Source organism: Blastomonas aquatica, from assembly GCF_014639875.1.
GTDB classification, from domain to species: Bacteria; Pseudomonadota; Alphaproteobacteria; order Sphingomonadales; family Sphingomonadaceae; genus Blastomonas; species Blastomonas aquatica.
Map to the genome: position 1 here is coordinate 24,167 of NZ_BMGD01000004.1, position 20,710 is coordinate 44,876.

Consider the following 20,710-nt stretch of genomic DNA (forward strand, 5'->3'; position numbering starts at 1 on the left):
GAACCGGTGTTGGGCAGAGCGTAGTGTCGGCGGCTCATTCGGCGAATGCGGCCTCTATTTCGCGCCGGATCGCCGGGACCAGTTGCGGGTCTGTCGTCAGGACCGTTTCTTCCTCGTCACAAATCGCAAGGAATGCCCGGCGCTTGAAATCCGCGAGCACAGCCACTGGCAAGGGAGCTTCGGGGGGCAGAGCCGAGGCGATGATGTCGATCAGCCGCTCGGCACCATGTAATCGGCCCCAAAGATAGTCGTTCTCGCGATAGCTTCGGCTGAAAAATGCGCCGAAGCTGTTGAACTCGATGCCCTTGAGCGTGGCATCCGCACCGCCCTTGCGGATCGACTGCGCGTCGTCGGGCGAAATCCGGTCGACCTTGATCAAATCATACTCGTTCTGCGCTTCACCCTGCAGCAGCGGAAGCGTCGCGATGTCGTAGAAAGGAAAGCCCAGATAGGCGAGCAGCATCGATCGGCGGCTGGCCTTGGGCAGCATCGCGAGGGCACTGGCAAGCTGTTCATCGACGATGGCATCGGCCGCGCGCAGATCGCGTCGGGCCGCAAGTTCGGATATCGCCAGTCCGGGGTTGTCGATTGCCGACGCGGCTATATCGGCGAAGTCCTGGCCCAGCATGTCGGCTGTCTCGCGTTCCAGATAATGCGAGAGGCAGGTGTAGAGTGTGTCGTGCATCGCCACGACCGCTTCGGGCGGAGTGCGGCCCGTTTGTGCGATGTCTTCGCCCAGCCGCCGCGCGAGAAAACGCAGGCGGCGGATGCGGAAACCCATATCCTGGGTGCGGAAAAAAATTATCGCGGCATCGCTCGCCCCGCCCCCCTTGCCAGAGAGATGATCGAGCCCGGTGCGGCGCAGCTCTGCGCTGATCGCCTCGCGCAGCCGTTCCGCATACAGCGCCTTGGGTCCCTGATGGGCACGGCGCAGCGTATCGACGATGTCCTCGATGATAGAGGCCAGCTTGAGCTGGCCATACGATGCATAGGCAAAGCCTGCCATATGCGCGGCGCGATCCTGCGCCTTGTTGCGCCAGTTGGTCAGCCGGCGCGGGGTCGGGCTGTCGAGAAACAGCGTATAACCGAACAGCTTGCTCACCGTTTCCTCAACCTCGGTGCGCAGAGAATCGGTGATCATGCGCATCTGGCGAACCCGGCTGGTGCGACGCTCGATCCCTTCGAGGTTGTCGCGAATCGGCTGTTCGCGCGGGATATCGGATAGTGCGCCGAAGATCGTCGAGAAGAAGCCGGGCAATCGCTGCCCCATCGCGTCACGGTCCTGCGCCTGGTCCATATTGCGGACGATATCGGGCTTGGGATCGATATAAACAAAGCGCCGGTCGACCTCGCGGTGCGCAGGTCGGTTCCTCAGCGCGTCGATGGCTTGGGCGAACGGCGCGTTGGCCAGCACCGATCCATCGATCAGCACGGCGGTCTCGGCATGCCCGTCCAGATGATGCTGGGGAAAAATGCGGCGGAGGAAACGCTCGCGCCCCGGCCACAGCTTGTCGCGCTTCACCAGCATCCTGTCCATCTCACCTACATTGAACGGGGGAAACGCACCCGGGAAGCTCGCGGTGGCACGCGCGGCGAAGACGAGCTCGGCAGGATCGGCCAGTGCGTCGTCGCGCCCGCGCAGATAGCGAAAGCCGATCGACAGCCGGTGTTCGGTCTCTACCACCTCGGCCGGGCTGTTGAGCCGCAACCGTTCGAGGCGCCCCCTAAAGTCGGTAACCGTGACAAACAGGTCGAGCGGCTGGCCGATGGGAACCAGCCTTGGCCCGGCAGGCGTTGCCGCCATGGCTTCGAGCGCATCGTAGAGCAGCGCGGAGAACCCGATACCGCTGAACGGTGGTGCAAACCAGCGTGCGCGCACCAGGCGCGAAAGCTTGGTGCGCACCTCGCTGCGTGCCTCGGGTGCGACAGTGCGGTCGAGCGCGCCGCCGGGTCGGCGCAGCAACAGCCACACCAGAGGCTGCGCCCAGAACTTGGTGAATCGCGACCAGGGCCGCGCATCGGGATCAAGCAATTGGTCGATGTCCGCGCATTCGAGCCACAGCCGGGTCAGCGGCTCAAGCGATTGCCCGCTGGCCAGCGCCTGCGCCAGGAAAACGCCGTTGATGCCCCCCGCACTCGCCCCGGCGATGATGTCGGGTAGCAGCCGGAGCTTGACCTGCGAATGGTCGGCGATCGTTTCGAACAGCGCGCGGTACACCCCCTGGCTACCGCTGGCCGGGGGATCGCCTGCATGGAAATTGCGGCTGGCCCGGGTTGCACGCCAGATTTCCTTGGTGATGCCGTGCATGTAGACCGCAAGGCTGATGCCGCCGTAGCAGACCAGGGCAATGCGGAGTTCCTTCTGGCGCATGTGGCTGGCGCGGACCTTTTATCGTAACGGTAACCCGTGCGGGCATTCGTCGCAAAGCTATCCAAGTTACGCCCGATGGCAAGCGCAAAGCGGCAATTGCGTTCCAGTTTTGTTCAAGCTATGCCGCAGCCATGGCAAAGCCCCGGAAAACTTACGTCTGTCAGGCATGCGGCAGCGTTGCGACCCGCTGGCAGGGCCAGTGCGCCGATTGCAATGAATGGAACACGTTGGTCGAACAGACCGCGCCAACTGCATATTCGGCACGGCATGATCTGCAGACCGGCGGGCACCGGATCGTGCTGTCGCGGCTCGACAGTGCGGTTGCGCTCCCGCCGCGGATTCCCACGGGTATCGCCGAATTCGATCGCGCGCTTGGCGGCGGACTGGTCGCGGGATCGGCCGTGCTGATGGGCGGCGACCCGGGCATTGGCAAATCCACGCTACTGCTGCAGGCATCGGCCAACATGGCCAAGGCGGGCAGCCATGTCGTTTACATCAGCGGTGAGGAAGCGGCCGATCAGGTGCGGCTGCGCGCAAAGCGGCTGGGCCTCGCCGACGCGCCGATCGATCTCGCCTCGGCGACATCGGTGCGCGATATCCTGACGACGCTGCGCGCGATGGCACCCCCGATCATGCTGGTGATCGATTCGATTCAGACAATGCACAGCGATCTGATCGAAGGTGCGCCCGGTACGGTCAGCCAGGTGCGCGCATCGGCGCAGGAACTGATCCGGTTCGCGAAGGAAACCGGCTGCGCGGTGATCCTCGTCGGGCACGTCACTAAGGATGGCAGTATCGCCGGGCCGCGCGTCCTCGAGCACATGGTCGATACGGTCATGAGCTTCGAGGGCGAGCGCAGCCACCAGTACCGGATCCTGCGATCGATCAAGAACCGCTTTGGCGCGACCGACGAGATCGGCGTGTTCGCGATGGAGGAAGAGGGTCTGTCCGAAGTGGGCAACCCCTCGAGCCTGTTCCTGAGCGATCGCGACGCGCAGATGCCCGGCACATCGGTTTTTCCCGCACTTGAAGGGACGCGTCCGGTGCTGGTCGAGATCCAGGCACTGACGGTGCGGCTGTCGAGCGGGGCTACCCCGCGGCGGGCGGTTGTCGGGTGGGATTCGGGGCGGCTGGCGATGGTGCTCGCGGTGCTCGAGGCGCGCTGCGGGCTAAGCTTCTCGACCGCAGAGGTCTATCTCAACATCGCGGGCGGCTATCGCCTGTCGGACCCCGCGGCCGACCTGGCGGTTGCTGCCGCGCTGATCTCGGCTCTCTCCGAGCGCCCGATCGGCAGCGGCACGATCGTGTTCGGCGAGCTTTCGCTGTCGGGCGAGTTGCGTCCGGTTGCGCATGCCGGGCTGAGGCTGCGCGAGGCGGCCAAGCTGGGCTTCGAAAAGGCGCTGGTGCCTGCCAGTGTGACGGCAAAAGGAGCAGGGGACAGCAGCGGAATGCGGCTGACTTCCTACGCCCGATTGGCAAATCTCGTTGACCAACTGCTTGGCCGAAACTAGCGCAATTTGCCATGACCGCATTTGATATCATCGTGCTGACGCTGCTTGCGGGCGGTGCGATTCTGGGCTTCGTGAACGGCTTCGTCCATGCGGCGGTCTCGCTGATCGCGTGGGTGGCGGGAATCTTCGCACTGCGGTTGTTTCATTCGCCGGTCACAGCGATGCTCAAGGAACCCGTCGGCAACGATAGCGGCGCAGCGGCGCTGGCTTTGGTCGGCATCTATATGGGCGTTTACCTGCTGGGCAAATTGATCGCCAGCAGCCTGCGCACGCGAACCCGCAAATCTGTGCTCGGACCCATCGACCGGGTTCTGGGCTTTGGCTTTGGCGCGCTCAAGGGTTTGATCCTGGCAACATTGGCCTATCTGTTGATCACCATGGTCCATGACATCATCTGGCCCGGCGAAGGACAGCCCGCATGGATAACCGAAAGCCGTACATTCCCGCTGCTCAACGCCAGCGGTACTGCGCTGGTGAGCCTGTATGATTATCAGCAGATTCTCGGCGATGAGTAAACTTGCACCCCTCGCCGTGAGCACAGGACGATGAGCGGTGCGGGCAGGGTGCTGTACACGCCCGACATCCTGTCGCTGGCGGTATCGCTAATCGACTGGCCGATGCAGGACGATCTCTCCTGCCAGGCCGAATTGCGTTCGCAAAGCTGCGGGTCTGTGGTGCGCGTCGGGGTTGAACTCGACGCTGCGGGGAATGTCGCACGTTTTGGTGTCGACGCCCACGCCTGCGCGCTCGGCCAGGCATCTGCGGCGGTACTGGCGGATCATGTCACAGGACAGGACCGCGCCGCATTGATTGCCGCGCGCGATGCGCTGACCGCGTTTTTTGCCGGCGAGTGCGCCGATCCGGGTGACTGGCCGGGAACACAGCATCTGGCGAGTGCCTTGCCTTATCCGGCGCGCCATGGTTCCATCCTGTTGCCCTGGCGCGCGGTCGTTGCGGCGCTGGATGCACCAGGGGCGGACGCGAGCCGATGAAACCTTACTGAGGGAACGTGCCTGATGGACCATGGGGGCGACATTTTCCTGTCAGGCACCGTGCTGCTGGCAGCGGCATTGGGCTTTGTGCTGCTGTTCCGAAGGCTGGGGCTGGGTGCGGTGCTGGGCTATCTGGTCGGCGGGATCATCATCGGGCCCGAGGTTCTGCAACTGGTCGCCGATCCTGAATTGATCGTCAGCTTTGCCGAGATCGGCATCGTGTTGCTGCTGTTCCTGGTCGGGCTCGAGCTTGCGCCACAGCGGCTTTGGCAGCTCAAGCGGGACATCTTTGGCCTGGGTCTGTCGCAGGTGGCCTTGTGTGGTGTAGCGCTCGCGGTGTTCGTCTATTTCGTGACCGGGTCGAGCTGGGGTGCGGCTTTGGGTCTGGGCCTGCCACTCGCGCTGTCATCGACCGCGCAGGTGCTGCCTTTGCTGCAATCACAGGGGCGTCTCAACACCCCTACTGGCGAACGTGCATTTTCGATCCTGCTGTTTCAGGACCTGTCGATCGTCCCGCTGCTGACCATTATCGCAGCGATGTCGCGCGCTCCGCAGACCGGTCCGCAGACGCCGGGTTGGCTGACCGCAATCTATGCGCTGGCGGCCATCGCCGGGTTGGTCGCCGCCGGGCGCTATGGTCTGGCGCCACTGCTCAAGCTGATCGGAAAGGTTGCCGAGCGCGAGCTTTTCATCGTCGCCGGACTGTTTGCGGTGTTCGGCAGTGCTGCGCTGATGCATTCGATCGGCATTTCGGCAGCCTTGGGCGCGTTCGTTGCTGGTGTGATGCTGGCAGATTCGCCCTTCCGGCACGAACTCGAGGCCGATATCGACCCGTTCCGCTCGATCCTGCTCGGGCTGTTTTTCCTCGGCGTCGGGATGATGCTCGATCTGGGCGTCATCCTGGCTGACCCGATGTTCATCGTGACGATGGCGCTGGCGCTGGTGGCGATCAAGGTCGCCATCATCTTCGGCCTCGCCAAGGCCTTTGGGATGGAGAACCGCGCGGCGTTCGTGCTCGGGTTGCTACTCAGCCAGGGCGGCGAATTTGCCTTTGTGCTGTTTGCCGAGGCGCAGGCTGCATTGCTGATCGCGCCCGAAGCCGCGAGCCGGTTCGGCGCGATCGTTACCCTGTCGATGGCAACCACGCCGTTCCTGATGCTCGCCACCCGGCTGTTTGGCGGCGTGCGCGGGTCGTGCACCGAGGACATGGACGACCCTGAACTTGCCCGCCAGTCGAGCGCGATCGTCATCGGCCATGGCCGGTTCGGACAAGCGGTCGCGCAGATCTTTGCAGGGGCGAACATTTCGGTGACGCTGATCGACATCAACCCCGACCAGATCCGGTTGAGCGGCGAGTTCGGCCGAAAGGTGTTCTATGGCGATGGTACGCGGATCGATCTGTTGCGCCGCGCTGGTGCCGAGCAGGCCAGCGCGTTGCTGTTCTGCATGGATGACAAGGATTTCGGGCCTGACCAGATAGCCCCCGTCGCGCATGCATTCCCTGAGGCACAGATTTTCGTCCGTGCGAATGACCGGCGCCAGTTGCTCGCGCTCAAGCACGCACCGATTGCTGCGGCCCAGCGCGAATTGTTCGAATCCTCGGTCAAGCTGGCGCATACTGCGCTGCTGCGCACCGGGATCGATCCGATCCTGGCCGATCGTGTCGTGGAGGAATTCCGCAAACGCGATTGTGAGCGTCTGGAGTTGCAGATGGAGCAGGGCAGTATGCATGCGGGCAAGCACTTGAGCTTTGGCGCACTCGATTCACAGGCATTCGATCCCGAAATTGGCTAAGCGCGTGATCTGCATTGGCCCTTGCAAAACATTGGACGAAGCCGCCGCCAGTGCCTATGTACCGGGCTCGCCAGGGATAAACATCGTCACGTGAAGCTGCTTCTCGCCTTACTCGCCATTCTGACCGGTTTTACGGTGACCGATGGCGTGCGAGTGTCGGAACCAGCGATCGCAGAGGGTGAAGGCGCGCTGCGGGGCGCCTGGAACGGCGACGATACCCGCCCAAACATCGCCATTGCAGCGGTTCTGCTGATCGCCTCCGTACTACCGCTCGTGCTCGCATCGCTCCCGGCGATGCGCTGGGCGTCTAAGCCCGCGACTTTTGCAGTCACGGCCACGGTCCACCGGTCCGATCGGTTGTTGCAATAAGCGTTACGTCCTGACGGCTGCCTTTTACCAATGCAGCATTTCGCGTGCGCCCAAGGGCTGCAACGCAAGCCTTTCCAAGCCTTCACCAAGGCCTTGCCATACCGCCCTTATTGCGCGCGTCGGCATATTCACATCCCGTTTTATCTAAGGAATTATCGCCATGCTCGGCGCCATTGCCAAATCGCTTTTCGGGTCCGCCAACGACCGCTATATCAAAGGCCTGCTCAAGATCGTCGACAAGATCAACGCTTTCGAGCCGCAGATTACTCCATTGTCCGACGATGACCTGCGCGGCCAGACGCAGAAATTCCGGGATCGGCTCGCCGCCGGCGAAACGCTCGATGACATCCTGCCCGAGGCCTTCGCAACCGTTCGCGAAGCCTCGGTCCGCACCCTGGGCATGCGCCACTTCGACATGCAGATGGTCGGCGGGATTACGCTGCACCGGGGTGAGATCGCCGAAATGCGCACCGGCGAGGGCAAGACCCTAGTCGCGACGCTCGCCTGTTATCTCAATGCCATCGAGGGCAAGGGCGTTCACGTCGTCACCGTCAACGATTACCTCGCTGCACGCGATGCCGAGTGGATGGGCCAGGTCTATCGTTTCCTGGGTCTGACCACCGGCGTGATCGTTCCCAATCTGGGCGAAGCGGCGCGGCGCGATGCGTATGCGGCGGACATCACTTACGCTACCAACAACGAGTTGGGCTTCGATTACCTGCGCGACAACATGAAGCACGAGCGCAGCCAGATGGTGCAGCGCCCGTACAACTTCGCGGTGGTCGATGAGGTCGATTCGATCCTGATCGATGAAGCCCGCACCCCGTTGATCATCTCGGGTCCGACCGACGACAAATCCGAGATGTACATCGCGGTCGATGCGATCGTGCTCAAGCTCGATGACGGAGACTATGAGAAGGACGAGAAGTCCCGCTCGGTTATCCTGACCGAGGACGGTACCGAAAAGGCCGAACGTCTGCTCGAAGAGGCAGGCCTGCTGGAAGGCAGCAACCTCTACGATGTAGAGAACACCCAGATCGTTCATCACCTCGATCAGGCGCTCAAGGCCAATGTGATGTTCAAGCGCGATATCGACTATATCGTCAAGGACGATCAGATCGTCATCATCGACGAGTTCACCGGGCGCATGATGGATGGCCGTCGCTGGTCGAACGGCCTGCACCAGGCGGTCGAGGCCAAGGAACGCGTCCAGATCAAGCCGGAAAACCAGACGCTCGCCTCGATCACCTTCCAGAACTATTTCCGCATGTACCCCAAGCTTTCGGGCATGACCGGCACCGCGGCAACCGAAGCGGCCGAATTCTTCGACATCTACAAGATGAACGTCGTCACCATCCCGACCAACAATCCCATTCGCCGGATTGATGAGGAGGACGAGTTCTACAAGAACACCGCCGACAAGTTCCAGGCGATTGCCAAGGGCATTCGCGAAAAGAACCTGATCGGCCAGCCGGTGCTGGTCGGCACGGTGTCGATCGAGAAGTCCGAGCTGCTGTCCGAGTATCTCACCAAGGAAGGCGTACCGCACAGCGTGCTCAACGCGCGTTTCCACGAACAGGAAGCGCGGATCGTGGCGCAGGCCGGACGCATGGGCGCGGTGACCATCGCCACCAACATGGCGGGTCGCGGTACCGATATCCAGCTGGGCGGGAATGTCGAATACCGGATCGATGACGAACTGCGCGACATGCCCGAAGGCCCCGAGCGCGATGCCGCGATCGCCGCCATCAAGGCAGAGGTCGCCGCCGAAAAGGCGAAGGTCCTCGAAGCCGGCGGCCTGTTCGTGCTCGGCACCGAACGCCACGAAAGCCGCCGCATCGACAACCAGCTGCGCGGCCGTTCGGGCCGCCAGGGGGATCCCGGCCTGTCGCGCTTCTATCTGTGCCTGGAAGATGACCTGCTGCGCATCTTCGGGCCCGACACCCTGTTCTCGCGGATGATGAAGAACAACCTCGCCGATGGCGAGGCGATCGGCTCCAAATGGCTCTCGAAGGCGATCGAGACCGCGCAGAAGAAGGTCGAAGCGCGCAACTACGACATTCGCAAGCAGGTCGTCGAATATGATGACGTGATGAACGATCAGCGCAAGGTGATCTACGAACAGCGCGCCGAGATCATGGATGCAGACGCTGTCGATGATGTCGTGCTCGATATGCGCAACGACACCGTCAACACCATTGTCGGCGAAGCCTGCCCTCCGGGCACATACCCCGAGCAGTGGAACGTTCCCGGCCTCAAGGCGCGCGTGTCCGAAGTGCTGGGCATCGAACCCGACATCGACGCCTGGCTGCAGGAAGACGTGATCGAGCCCGACATGATCGAGGAGCGTATCCGCGAGATGGCCGAGGCCAAGGTGACCGACAAGGCGGCGGAGGTCGAGGAAGGCATGTGGCGCTCGATCGAGAAATCGGTGCTGTTGCAAAGCCTCGACCATCACTGGAAGGAGCATCTGGCCACGCTCGATGCGCTGCGTCAGGTGGTGTTCCTGCGCGCCTATGCACAAAAGACCCCGATCAACGAGTACAAGCGCGAGGCGTTCGGCCTGTTTGAGCGGATGCTCGAGGTGATCCGCGAGGATGTCACCGGTACGATCATGAGCCTGGAGATCCGCGAGCCCGAAGTCCCTGCGCTCCCCGAGCTCCCCGATTTCCTGACTACGCACTTCGATCCGTTCACCGGCGAGGATAACAGCGCAGATATCGATGGCGGGACGCTGGGAACCGTGGCGACCACGCTCCCACCACGCCAGTCGCCGATGCCCGAAGCATCAGAGGAGTTGTTCAGCGGTGAAATCAGCCGCAACGCACCTTGCCCGTGCGGATCTGGCCGCAAGTACAAGCACTGTCACGGCAAGGCGGCCTGATAGCCGATGTGGGGGCTGGCTGGCGGGTTTGCGCTGACAGCCCTGTTATATGCGTCGGTCGGCTTTGGCGGCGGATCGACCTATAACGCGCTGCTGGTGCTCGCCGATACCGATTACCGGCTGCTGCCGGCGATCGCATTGCTGTGCAACCTGATCGTGGTCACCGGGGGTACCATTCGCTTTGCGCGGGCAGGGCAGGTACCCTGGCGCGCGCTCTGGCCCATTCTGGTCCTGTCAGCCCCCTGTGCGTGGGCAGGCGGCAGGCTGCTGGTGGACAAACCGTTTTTTATCTTGCTGCTGGGCTCTGCGCTGCTGCTGGCAGGCATTGTCATGCTGGTGCAGCGAGAGCACGGCGATGCGATTGCACCAGGCCATCCACGCCTGCCATGGGTTGGTGCGCCGATCGGCATGGCGGTGGGATTTTTCAGCGGCATGGTCGGGATCGGCGGTGGCATTTTCCTCGCGCCGGTCCTGCACCTTTTGCGCTGGGCAAGTGCGCGCCAGATAGCCGCCAGCGCCAGCGTCTTCATCCTGGTCAACTCCTTGGCAGGCCTGGCGGGCCAGTTGATGAAGCAGGACGCCGCGGCGACACCTGAGGCCATATCCGCCTATTGGCCGCTGTTCCTCGCGGTCTTTGCCGGAGGGCAGGTCGGCAGCCACATCGGCGCGCGCCTGCTGCCGCAAAAGGTCATCCGCTACGGGACGGCTGCGCTGATCGTGTATGTCGCAGCGCAGTTGCTGTGGCAGCGGTTTGGCGCCTGAGACTTGATCTGGACCATCGCATAGTCTAAATATTGCTGACCACTCAAATCCAGAGGGCAGCATGGATGTCTCGGTAACCGACGCGAAGGCGCAATTGACTGACCTCGTCAGGCGGGCGGAGGCAGGCGAGGAGGTCGTGTTGACCCGCCATGGCCATGCCATCGTCCGGATCGTGCCAGTTGCGCCGGTCCAGAGCGCTAGGTCCCGCAGAGCGGTTCTGGACGCGATACGGAAGGTCGGCCCAACCCAGGTATTGCCGGGACCGTCCGCCGCGCAAAGCCAAGATCATTTATACGGCGACGATGGCCTGCCACAGTGATTGCAGTCGATACGTCGGCGCTGATGGCGATTGTGCTCAACGAAGCGCAGGCTTCGCCGTGCGCAGCGATACTGGCAACAGACCAGCGCCTGCTTTTGTCGGCAGCCACCTCGACTGAAGCGCTGATCGTTTCTGCGGGGCGGAACGTTCGGCCAGAGATGATACAGCTGATCGCCGGGCTGGGTTTTGAGATTGTTGCGGTGACCGAGGATTTCGCGCGTCGGGTCGCCGACAGCTTTGGCTTATGGGGCAAGGGTATCCACCCGGCAGCGCTCAACTTTGGCGACTGCTTTGCCTATCAGGTCGCCAAGGACCGCAGTTGCCCGCTGCTTTATATTGGCAATGATTTCACGAAAACTGACATCGCCAGCGCACTTTGCAAAGGCTGGCTCCCCGAGTAGGATTCGAACCTACGGCCAAGTGATTAACAGTCACCTACTCTACCGCTGAGCTATCGGGGAATGCCCTGCCCTCAAAGAGAGCGATGCCCTCCAGAGGAAGCGCGCCTATAGCACTGGGTTTTTTGGTTTGGCAAGCGTCTGCTTGACCTGTCAGACGATAAATTGTTCAGCCGAAATGCGGTCGTCGAGGCTGTGCCCCGGATCGAACATCAGCGACAGGCGGCGATTGGGATCGATGGCGATCTGGATATCGCGAATGTCGCGGACTTCTCGCTGGTCCGCGACCGCGCTGACCGGGCGTTTCCCGGGTTCCAGCACCCGCAACGAGATCTTGGATGAATCGGGGAGCAGCGCCCCTTTCCAGCGCCGCGGGCGAAACGGGCTGATCGGGGTCAGTGCCAGCATTCCGCATCCCAGGGGCAGGATCGGGCCATTTGCGGACAGATTGTAGGCGGTCGATCCGGCAGGTGTCGCCACCAGCACGCCGTCGCAGACCAGTTCGCTGATTCGCACCGCATCGTTGACGCTGACCTCGAGCTTGGCGGTCTGGCGGGTCTCGCGCAGCAGCGACACCTCGTTGATTGCGGGGTAGGTGACGCGCTCGCCTGACATGGTGGTCGCGGTCATCGACAGTGGCAGCACCTCGAACGCCTGCGCCTGTTCAAGTCTGCGCTGGATGCTGTCGCCGCTGCGCCACAGGTTCATCAGGAAGCCGACGGTGCCCAGGTTCAAACCATAGACCGGAACGATCTTACCGCGCTCGAGCATCTGGTGGAGTGTCTGCAGCATGAAGCCGTCGCCGCCCATGACAACGACGATATCGGCGTCTTCAAGCGCCGCCCATTCGTGCGCAGCCTGCACCTCGCGCGCGGCCTTGCGCGCCCGCTCGGTGGGAGACACGGCCAGCGCGATTTTGCGATCGAGAACCGAAGTCGGCATAAACAGCACCCCAAGGGATAGTGCACCGGGTCTTAACTGATCCGTGGTAATGCGCCAATCATTCTTGACGCGGCCTGCTGTCCAACCCAGAGGCACTTTTTGGGGCCGGGGCGCCAGCAAACCATCATGTTTCTACAGGAGCGGGATCTGACGAGCACTGCCGATCAGCAGCGACGGCCCAGCTGGCGCACCCTTGGCGAGGGGCCGTTCGACCCTGCGCTGGTGACTGCGCTTTCGGCCGCAGGCTATGATCAGGCCACAGCGCGCGATGCCGACCTTGCGATCCTCGATCTGCGCTGGGACGGCATGGCAACCTTGCCATCGGTGCAATGCAGTCATACCGGCCCGACACTGTTGCTGTGCTCTGCCGAGCAGGCTGACAGGCTGCCACATGGCATCCCCGGTGCCACCCACTGCCTGGTCGGGCCGATCAGCGATGCGGCGCTGCGGCTGCAGCTGGTGCTGATCCATCGCCTGCTGAGCGTCGATGCGGACATCGGGGATGATGTGCATCTGCGACTGGCTGCGCTGGCGCAAGCTGGCGAGGGTAGGCTGCATGCGATCCTGATCGGTCTGCGCCGGATGTCGGCAATCAACGCCACCTATGGCGCGGCCGTGGGCGATGTGGCGCTCGAAGCGATCGAACAGCGGCTGGCGCGGCACAGCGCACGGCTGCAGGGTGGAACAGCGCTGACGCTGAGATTGTCTGGCGGGGATTTTCTGGTTGCGCATGTGATGCCTGAGGAGCGGGTGGGCTGGCAGGTCACGGCCGAACGCCTGCTGCGCGTGATATCGGAACCACTGGATGCAGCAGGGCACCGGTTGCGGCTCACCGCGCGCGCCGCATTGGCGATCGCCCGGCCCGACGAAAGCCCGCTTTCGTTGCTGGACCGGCTTTCGGCAGGGCTGGCCACGGCGCGCGAGAGCGCAGCAGAACCCGTGCGCTGGGCAGACCGACAGTCGGACAATGCACCTGAAAGCGGTTACCGGCTGGAGCAGGAGATCGTCCATGCCATCGAGCGCAACGAGATCACGGTGCTGTTCCAGCCGCAGTTCGCGGTGGACAGTGGGAACATCACCGGTGCCGAGGCGCTGGCCCGCTGGCAGCATCCCCAGCATGGCGAGATCGGCGCGGGCACGCTGTTTGCGATCGCCGACAAGGCGGATTTCACGCGGCTGCTGTCGCGGCATATCCGTGTGCGGGCAATGGAGCAGGCATCGGGGTGGACCGGGCCGTTGGCCGGACTCCGACTTTCTCTCAACATTACGGCAGAAGACCTTGGTGAGAAAGGATTTGCTACCCGCGAACTCGCCATGATCGCAGCTTCGGGCTTCGATGCCCGGCGGCTGACCTTGGAGATGACCGAATCCGCGCTGGTGCCCGATCTGAAGCGGGCAGCAGTACGCTTTGCCAGCCTGCGCGAGGCAGGCGTCAGGATCGCGGTGGATGATTTCGGTACTGGCTATTCCAGCCTGCTGTACCTCAAGCGCCTGCCGCTCGATTACCTCAAGCTGGATCACGCGATGACCCGCGATATCGGCGGGGCCGAGGCAGACCGGATCATTGTCCGCTCGATCATCGCGATGGCAAAAGCGCTTAATCTCAAGGTGATCGCCGAGGGGGTAGAGAGCGAGGCGCAACTCGAGGCGCTGCGCGAGGAGGGCTGCGACTATTTCCAGGGCTTCCTGCGCGGCAAGGCGGTGGAGGCGGATGTGTTTGCGGAATTTGCGCGGGATGCGTTATCGCAACACTGAGGCCCATTTTTCGTTTTCCGGCAAAAGCCGGAATCCAGGGGCAGGTTCGCACTGTAGCCGCTCCTGGATTCCGGCTTTCGCCGGAGAACGGAGTATAGCTGAGCCGTATTCTTACGCCCTCGCCTTCTTCCTCAATATCCCCGCCAAGCCCTTGGAAAGCTGGATCAATCCGTTGATCCGTGACGCCGGATCACTCCACACCCGCTGGATCATCAGCTTCTGGTCGGGGCGCAGCTTGGCGATGCCGTTGAGCCGTTCGACATAGGCCAGCAGCCCCGGCACGTCGGGGAAGCTGTCGTTGTGGAAACTGACCAGCGCGCCACGTGCGCCGACGTCGATCTTGCTGACGCACGCCGCGATGCAGTTCTGTTTGATCTCGATCAGCTTGATCAGGTTGGTTGTCGCCTCGGGCAACGCGCCGAACCGGTCGATCATCTCGGCGGCGAACGCCTCGATCTCGGGGCCGCTGGTAAGGTCGTTCATCCGCCGATACAGCGCCATCCGCACCGCCAGATCGGGGACGTAATCCTCGGGGATCAGGATCGGTGCATCGACGGTGATCTGCGGCGAGAACTTCTGGCGCGGCAGGTCGAGCGCAAATCCTCCCGCCTTGGCCTCGAGGATCGCCTCCTCGAGCATCGACTGATAGAGCTCGAACCCGACCTCGCGGATATGACCTGACTGTTCGTCTCCGACCAGATTGCCCGCGCCGCGGATATCGAGATCGTGGCTGGCGAGCTGGAAGCCCGCACCCAGTGTATCGAGGTCGCCGAGCACTTTGAGGCGCTTGTCGGCGGTCTCGGTCAGCACCCGGTTTTCAGGTGTCGTGAGATACGCATACGCGCGAGTCTTCGACCGGCCCACGCGCCCGCGCAGCTGGTACAACTGCGCCAGTCCGAAGGTGTCGGCCCGGTGGATGATCAGCGTGTTGGCGCTAGGGATGTCGAGCCCCGATTCGACGATCGTTGTCGACAGCAGCACATCGTACTTGCGGTCGTAGAACGCGCTCATCCGCTCCTCGACCTCGGACGGCGCCATCTGGCCATGCGCCATGATGTGGCGGATTTCGGGAACCTCGTCGCGGATGAACTCTCCAAGCTTGTCGAGGTCGCTGATCCGCGGCGCGACGAAATAGGACTGGCCGCCGCGATAATGCTCGCGCAGCAGTGCCTCGCGGATCACCACCGGGTCCCAGGGCATCACATAGGTACGCACCGCGAGCCGGTCGACCGGCGGGGTCTGGATCACCGAGAGCTCGCGCAGCCCGCTCATCGCCATCTGCAGCGTGCGCGGGATCGGGGTGGCGGTCAGCGTCAGCACATGGACATCGGCCTTCAAGGACTTCAGCCGCTCCTTGTGGACGACGCCGAAACGCTGTTCCTCATCGATGATCACCAGCCCCAGCCGCTTGAACTCGACGGTTTTGGAGAGCAGCGCATGCGTGCCGATCACGATATCGGTGGTTCCCGTGGCCAGCTCCTCGCGGGTCGCCTTGGCCTCGCTTGCGGTCACCAGCCGCGATAGGCGGCCGGTGATCAGCGGGAAGTTCTGGAAGCGCTCGACGAAGTTGGTGTAGTGCTGGCGCGCAAGCAACGTGGTCGGTGCAATGATCGCGACCTGCATCCCCGCCATCGCGGCGGTGAACGCGGCGCGCATTGCAACCTCGGTCTTGCCGAAGCCAACATCGCCGCACACCAGCCGGTCCATCGGCTTGCCCGACGCCAGATCCTCGAGCACTTCGGCAATGACGCGCTCCTGGTCCTCGGTTTCCTCGTAAGGGAAGCGATCGACGAAGCTGGCATAGGTGCCTGGATCGATCTCGGCGACGTCGGCGGTGCGCAACGCGCGTTCCGCTGCGGTCTTCATCAGCTCGCCCGCGATCGCCTGGATGCGCTCCTTGAGCTTTGCGCGGCGACGCTGCCAGGCTTCGCCACCCAATTTGTCGAGCGGAACCCCGTCGCTCTCCGAGCCGTAGCGCGTGAGCACGTCGATGTTCTCTACCGGGACGTAGAGCTTGTCGCCACCCGAATAGGTCAGCCAGACGCAATCGTGCGGGCTCTTGCCGACCGGGATCGACACCAGGCCTTCGTAACGCCCGACGCCGTGGTCGATATGCACGACGAGATCGCCCTGCGACAGCGACTGCAGCTCGGCGAGGAAGGCATCGGCGGACTTGCGTTTCTTGCGTCGCCGCACCAGCCGATCGCCCAGCAGGTCCTGTTCGGAGAGCAGCTCGTAGCGGTCGGTGGCAAAGCCGTGGTCCTGCGGCAGCACGACCATAGCGGCCATGCCGGTGGCGGCCTGGCCCAGCGCTTCCTGCCAGCTGGCAGCGAGCGCCATCCGGGCAAGACCATGATCCTTGAGCAGCCCGAGCAGGCGGCTGCGCGAGCCTTCCGAATAGCTCGCGACGATCGCGCCCTTGCTCGCCGCGCGCAACTGATCGATGTGCGTGGCAGCAGCGGTGTAGATGTTGTCGCCGCGCGCGCGCTCCGCGCCAAAGTCGCGTGCAGCCCGATAGCCGAGGCCCAGCACGGTCGTCGATTCGGGCTCGTCATGGCTGCTGACGAGGTGCACCGGCGTATCTGCTGCAAGCGTGCGCCATTCCTTGGCCATCAGATACAGCGCGGTCGGCTTCAACGGGCGGTAGCTGCCGGTCTTGTCCTCGTTCCCGCGGGTCCGGTTGGCGTGATAGTCGGTGATGCTCTCGAAGCGTTGTTCGGCGGCGGCATCCGCTCCCGCATCGCGCAGAATGAGATCATTATCTTCGAGATGATCGAACAGCGTGTCGAGCCGTTCTTCGATCATCGGCAGCCAGTGCTCCATGCCAGCGAGCCTGCGGCCGTCGCTGATCGCCTGGTACAATGGATCGCCGGTGGCATTCGCGCCGAAGGTCTCGCGATAGGCGCTGCGGAAGCGCTTGATGCTGTCGGTATCGAGCAGCACTTCGGAGGCCGGCAGCAGGATGTGCCGCGCGACGCGTTCGGTCGAACGCTGCGTACCTGGATCGAAAGCGCGCATCGAATCGAGCTCGTCACCGAAGAAATCGAGCCTGAGGCCACTGTCCATCCCGGCGGGGAAGATGTCGATGAGGTTGCCGCGCACCGCGAACTCGCCCGAATCGGCGACGGTGTCGGTGCGGGCATAACCCTGCCGTACCAGCTTTGCGATCAGCGCCTCGCGCTCGACCACCATTCCGGGTTTGAGCTCGGCGCCGATCTGGCGGATGCGGAAGTTGGTGAGCGTGCGCTGCGCGACGGCGTTGACCGTGGTAACCAGCAATTGCGGGCCACCTGCGGGCTGCTGCAGTGTCCACAGCGCCTTCAACCGCCGCGCGGTGATCGCCAACGAGGGTGAGGCGCGGTCATAGGGCAGGCAGTCCCATGCGGGGAACTCGATCGCCTCGAGATCGGGCGCATAGAATGGAGCGGTTTCCGCCACCGCATGCATCAGCGAATCGTCGGGCGCGATGAAAACCACCCGCCCGCCTGATTTGCGCGCAGCTGCAGCGCGCGCCAGATCGGCAAGCAGCAACGGCAATGCACCCGGTGCAACGCCTGCCAGCGTCAGCGGGGTTACCGCTGCCAAAATCCTGCTGATACTGTCCATGTTCTGTAAGGTGCCTGTTGTCCGGGTCAGCGCGGGATGTTGATGAAATCGAGCTTGCGCATGGCGTCCATCTGCGGCCCGGCAAAGTTATCGGGTACGGGCAGCGTACCGATCGCCCAGGCCATGATGTCGACATCCTGCTCCTCGATCAGCGCCTCGAACCACGTCAGGTCCTCGTCCGACCAGTCGTTGCCGTAACGATCGAAAAATCCGCCGATCATGAAATCGGCCTCACGGGTACCACGGTGCCAGGCGCGAAAGGCCAGGCGGCGCAATCGGGTTTCGCGGTCCATCGCTTGGGTCCTTCGCTTGCAGCTTGCCTTGGGGGTTCACTTGCGGGTCAGGCCGTGTCTGCCTAAGAGGTGAGGCAAGACTTCAGCCAGCGGCACAAAAGGTGACCGCTTTTTTTGCGATAGCCATGCGCCCCGATATACTCAACCCCGCATTCGCCGAGATCGAAACCCTCAAGGGCGTCGGCGTGAGCCTGCAGAAACCGTTTGCGCGGCTGGGAATCGCGCGGGTGAAGGACATGGCCTATCACCTGCCCACCGGGTTTATCCGCAGGCGGTCGGTGGGCAATGCCGATCAGGCAGGCACCGGTGAGCAGATCATTATCGCGCTGACCGCCACCGGATACCGCAGCAGCCCGGGCCGCGGGCCGACCCGGGTGATGGCGGAGGACAGCATCGGCAACCACATCGCGCTGGTGTATTTCGGTGGCAATCCCGGCTGGGCAAGGAAGCTTTGGCCACTGGGCGAGACCCGACTGGCGGCAGGCAGGCTCGAGATATGGGGCGAGGCGTGGCAGATCGTCCACCCCGATCATGTCGTCGCCCCCGAGGACGCCGACCAGATCGGCGAGGCCGAGCCGGTCTATCCGCTGGCCGAAGGGCTGGGGCAGAAGCGGGTCGCCTCGCTGGCCGCGCAGGCATTGTCGCTGATGCCGCCTTTGCCCGAATGGATCGAACCGTCGCTGATCGCCAAGCAGGACTGGCCCGGCTGGCATGAAGCGCTGGCCGACGCACATCAGGGAATGGACGAACTTCCCCGCGAGCGGCTGGCGTACGACGAAATCTTCGCCAACCAGCTCGCTTTTGCGTTGATCCGGCAGAGCAACCGCAAACGCAAAGGGATCGCGCTGCAGGGCGATGGCCATCTGCGCGATGCGTTGCGGCTGCCGTTTGCGCTGACCGGTGCGCAGCAGCGTACGATCAGGGAGATTGCAGGCGACATGGCGCAAGGCGTGCCGATGCTGCGGTTGCTGCAGGGCGATGTCGGCGCGGGCAAGACCCTGGTCGCGGTGATGGCGATGCTCAACACCGTGGAATGCGGCGGGCAGGCGGCGTTGCTCGCGCCAACCGAAATCCTGGCGCGGCAGCATTTCGATACCATCTCGCGGATGCTCTCGGGGCTTCCGGTGAGCATCGCGGTGCTGACCGGGCGCGACAAGGGCCGCGCGCGCGAAGCGACGCTGATGGGGATGGCCGATGGGTCGATCCAGATCGTCATCGGCACGCACGCATTGTTCCAGGATGCGGTGCGCTACAAGAACCTCGCGCTCGCGGTGATCGACGAGCAGCACAAGTTCGGCGTGTCGCAGCGGTTGATGCTGCAGGAAAAGGGCCGGGCGACCCCGCATCTGCTGGCAATGACTGCCACGCCGATCCCGCGCACGCTGACGCTGAGTCATTACGGCGAGATGGACGTTTCACGGCTCGACGAGCTGCCGCCGGGGCGCCAGCCAATCGAGACGCGGGTGATCGCGGACGAGCGGTTGTCCGAGATCGTCGACGGGCTGGGCCGGCATATCGAGCGCGGCGGGCAGGCGTATTGGGTGTGCCCCTTGGTGATGGACAGCGAAACCAGCGATCTGGCCGCCGCCGAGACGCGTGCGGCGCAATTGGGCGAGCGGTTTCCCGGCAAGGTTTCACTGGTCCACGGCCAGATGCCCGCCGAGCGCAAGGATGCGATGATGGCGGACTTTGCCAGCGGCAAGACCGCGCTGCTGGTTGCGACGACGGTGATCGAAGTGGGGGTGGACGTGCCTAACGCAACGCTGATGGTGATCGAGGCGGCCGAGCGTTTCGGCCTCGCACAGTTGCACCAGCTGCGCGGCCGGGTGGGTCGGGGCGACCAGAAATCGGTGTGCGTGCTGCTGCGCGGAAGTGCCTTGAGCGAAACCGCGCGCGCGCGTCTGGCGCTGATGCGGTCAAGCCAGGACGGATTTCACATCGCCGAGGAAGACTTGCGCCTGCGCGGTGGCGGCGAATTGCTGGGGACGCGGCAGTCGGGCGATGGCGCGTTCCGCATCGCCACGCCCGAACAGGTCCAGCGGCTGATCGCGACCGCAACCGACGATGCCCGGTTGCTGATGGATCGCGATGGCGGGCTCGACAGCGAACGCGGCCAGGCCGCACGGGTGGCGCTGTATCTGTTCGAGCGGGACTATGGGGCGAAGCTGCTGCGGGGCGGATAGATCTGTCCGGTCTTACGCACAACTGTTCTCCGGCAAAAGCCGGAGGCCAGGGGCGAGGTTACTCTGTCATCGCTCTGGATTCCGGCTTACGCCGGAAAACGGCTAGCTCAAGTATCAGCGCGTTGCAGAAATCCGTACTGTTGGATCAGGCCGGGCCGGCTTCAACGCCGTCCATTCGGCCCGGTGTTCGATCCCAGCACGTCGATCATCTCATTGAATTCGTTCAGCCGGATTACGCGCTCGAGCTGGAAGCCGCTGCGGCCGCCCAGCGACCAGATCAGATGCGCCTCGATGCGGCCGATGACCGGTAGACGTACGGTGATCCGCTCCCCCTTGGCCAGCGGCATTTCGCCTTCGGTCATGAAGCCGTTGGCGGAGATGTTGACGATATGCGTCTTGATGTCGCCCAGATGGCGATGCTCGGCAATAGTCGCATGGTTTACCGCATGGCGCGCGGCATGACGCTTTTCCACCACTGCGAGTTTTGCTCCTCTGGACATATTCGACCACCCGTTCCGGCATTATTCAACG

At 63.4% G+C, this 20,710-nt stretch carries 16 protein-coding genes and 1 tRNA gene; 11 read left to right on the forward strand and 6 right to left on the reverse strand.

Going from position 1 to position 20,710, the window contains the following annotated elements:
- Positions 1-34: 34 nt before the first annotated feature.
- On the reverse strand, positions 35-2,371 hold the full coding sequence (locus tag IEW00_RS11950; RefSeq protein WP_188514651.1) for a patatin-like protein: 2,337 nt from the start codon (positions 2,369-2,371) through the stop codon (positions 35-37).
- Between the two features lie 131 nt (positions 2,372-2,502).
- On the opposite strand from IEW00_RS11950, the gene radA reads away from it, so the two are divergent.
- The 9 genes from radA (at position 2,503) to IEW00_RS11995 (ending at position 11,403) form a co-directional block, all read left to right on the forward strand.
- Positions 2,503-3,882 carry a DNA repair protein RadA gene (gene radA / locus IEW00_RS11955; protein WP_188514652.1) on the forward strand — a complete coding sequence of 460 codons (1,380 nt, stop codon included), beginning with the start codon at positions 2,503-2,505 and terminating at the stop codon, positions 3,880-3,882.
- 11 nt (positions 3,883-3,893) lie between these two features.
- Positions 3,894-4,397, forward strand: a complete 504-nt coding sequence (locus IEW00_RS11960; RefSeq protein ID WP_188514653.1) for a CvpA family protein — start codon at positions 3,894-3,896, stop codon at positions 4,395-4,397.
- 30 nt (positions 4,398-4,427) lie between these two features.
- Positions 4,428-4,874: an iron-sulfur cluster assembly scaffold protein gene (locus IEW00_RS11965; RefSeq protein ID WP_188514654.1), complete on the forward strand. Its 447-nt coding sequence runs from the start codon at positions 4,428-4,430 to the stop codon at positions 4,872-4,874.
- 24 nt (positions 4,875-4,898) lie between these two features.
- Positions 4,899-6,668: a monovalent cation:proton antiporter-2 (CPA2) family protein gene (locus tag IEW00_RS11970; RefSeq protein WP_188514655.1), complete on the forward strand. Its 1,770-nt coding sequence runs from the start codon at positions 4,899-4,901 to the stop codon at positions 6,666-6,668.
- Positions 6,669-6,758: 90 nt separating this feature from the next.
- Positions 6,759-7,037, forward strand: coding sequence for a hypothetical protein (locus IEW00_RS11975; protein WP_188514656.1), 279 nt, complete (start codon positions 6,759-6,761; stop codon positions 7,035-7,037).
- Positions 7,038-7,197: 160 nt separating this feature from the next.
- A complete protein-coding gene (secA, locus tag IEW00_RS11980; RefSeq protein ID WP_188514657.1) occupies positions 7,198-9,921 on the forward strand; it encodes a preprotein translocase subunit SecA in 2,724 nt (907 codons plus the stop codon).
- Positions 9,922-9,927: 6 nt separating this feature from the next.
- Positions 9,928-10,683 carry a sulfite exporter TauE/SafE family protein gene (locus IEW00_RS11985; protein WP_188514658.1) on the forward strand — a complete coding sequence of 252 codons (756 nt, stop codon included), beginning with the start codon at positions 9,928-9,930 and terminating at the stop codon, positions 10,681-10,683.
- Between the two features lie 61 nt (positions 10,684-10,744).
- Positions 10,745-11,002, forward strand: coding sequence for a type II toxin-antitoxin system Phd/YefM family antitoxin (locus tag IEW00_RS11990; protein WP_188514659.1), 258 nt, complete (start codon positions 10,745-10,747; stop codon positions 11,000-11,002).
- Positions 10,999-11,403 carry a type II toxin-antitoxin system VapC family toxin gene (locus IEW00_RS11995; RefSeq protein WP_188514660.1) on the forward strand — a complete coding sequence of 135 codons (405 nt, stop codon included), beginning with the start codon at positions 10,999-11,001 and terminating at the stop codon, positions 11,401-11,403. Before IEW00_RS11990 ends, IEW00_RS11995 begins: the two co-directional genes overlap by 4 nt.
- Here IEW00_RS11995 and IEW00_RS12000 read toward each other — a convergent pair.
- A tRNA-Asn gene (locus tag IEW00_RS12000) sits at positions 11,389-11,463 on the reverse strand. The genes IEW00_RS11995 and IEW00_RS12000 overlap by 15 nt on opposite strands.
- A gap of 90 nt (positions 11,464-11,553) precedes the next feature.
- Positions 11,554-12,342: an NAD kinase gene (locus IEW00_RS12005; RefSeq protein ID WP_188514661.1), complete on the reverse strand. Its 789-nt coding sequence runs from the start codon at positions 12,340-12,342 to the stop codon at positions 11,554-11,556.
- A gap of 126 nt (positions 12,343-12,468) precedes the next feature.
- Between IEW00_RS12005 and IEW00_RS12010 the strand changes: the two genes are divergently transcribed.
- On the forward strand, positions 12,469-14,097 hold the full coding sequence (locus IEW00_RS12010; protein WP_188514662.1) for a GGDEF domain-containing phosphodiesterase: 1,629 nt from the start codon (positions 12,469-12,471) through the stop codon (positions 14,095-14,097).
- A gap of 111 nt (positions 14,098-14,208) precedes the next feature.
- On the opposite strand, the gene mfd is transcribed toward IEW00_RS12010, so the two are convergent.
- Positions 14,209-17,703, reverse strand: a complete 3,495-nt coding sequence (gene mfd / locus IEW00_RS12015; RefSeq protein ID WP_188514663.1) for a transcription-repair coupling factor — start codon at positions 17,701-17,703, stop codon at positions 14,209-14,211.
- 26 nt (positions 17,704-17,729) lie between these two features.
- Complete coding sequence (locus IEW00_RS12020) at positions 17,730-17,996, reverse strand: FAD assembly factor SdhE (protein ID WP_188514664.1); 267 nt, start codon at positions 17,994-17,996, stop codon at positions 17,730-17,732.
- A 125-nt stretch (positions 17,997-18,121) separates the two neighbouring features.
- Here IEW00_RS12020 and recG point away from each other — a divergent pair, with 125 nt between their 5' ends.
- The gene (gene recG / locus IEW00_RS12025) at positions 18,122-20,179 is read left to right on the forward strand and encodes an ATP-dependent DNA helicase RecG (protein ID WP_188514665.1); all 2,058 of its coding nucleotides are present in this window, start codon (positions 18,122-18,124) and stop codon (positions 20,177-20,179) included.
- 161 nt (positions 20,180-20,340) lie between these two features.
- On the opposite strand, the gene IEW00_RS12030 is transcribed toward recG, so the two are convergent.
- The gene (locus IEW00_RS12030; protein ID WP_188514666.1) at positions 20,341-20,679 is read right to left on the reverse strand and encodes a PilZ domain-containing protein; all 339 of its coding nucleotides are present in this window, start codon (positions 20,677-20,679) and stop codon (positions 20,341-20,343) included.
- Between the last annotated feature and the right edge of the window lie 31 nt (positions 20,680-20,710).